1 protein-coding gene is annotated in these 203 nt (G+C 70.0%); it reads left to right on the top strand.

Features of this window, described 5'->3' with window-relative positions; all coding sequences use genetic code 11:
* Positions 1 to 16 precede the first annotated feature (16 nt).
* Positions 17 to 203: aconitase family protein (locus tag N825_RS35995; protein ID WP_342666069.1), on the top strand; the 187-nt coding region annotated here is incomplete at its 3' end.

Raw genomic sequence — 203 nt, 5'->3', positions numbered from 1 at the left:
GCCCGAGGTCATCGGCGTGCGGTTGTACAACCGGCCCGCGCCGGGCATCACCGCCACCGACCTGGTGCTCAACCTGACCCGCATCCTGCGCGAGGCCAAGGTGGTGGCGCAGTTCGTCGAGTTCACCGGCGAGGCGCTGGATGGCGTGCTGTCGCTGGAAGACCGCGCCACGCTGGCGAACATGGCGCCCGAGTACGGCTCGA

Source organism: Skermanella stibiiresistens SB22 (genome assembly GCF_000576635.1).
Taxonomy (GTDB): Bacteria; Pseudomonadota; Alphaproteobacteria; order Azospirillales; family Azospirillaceae; genus Skermanella; species Skermanella stibiiresistens.
This window is presented reverse-complemented; position numbering and strand designations above follow the sequence as displayed.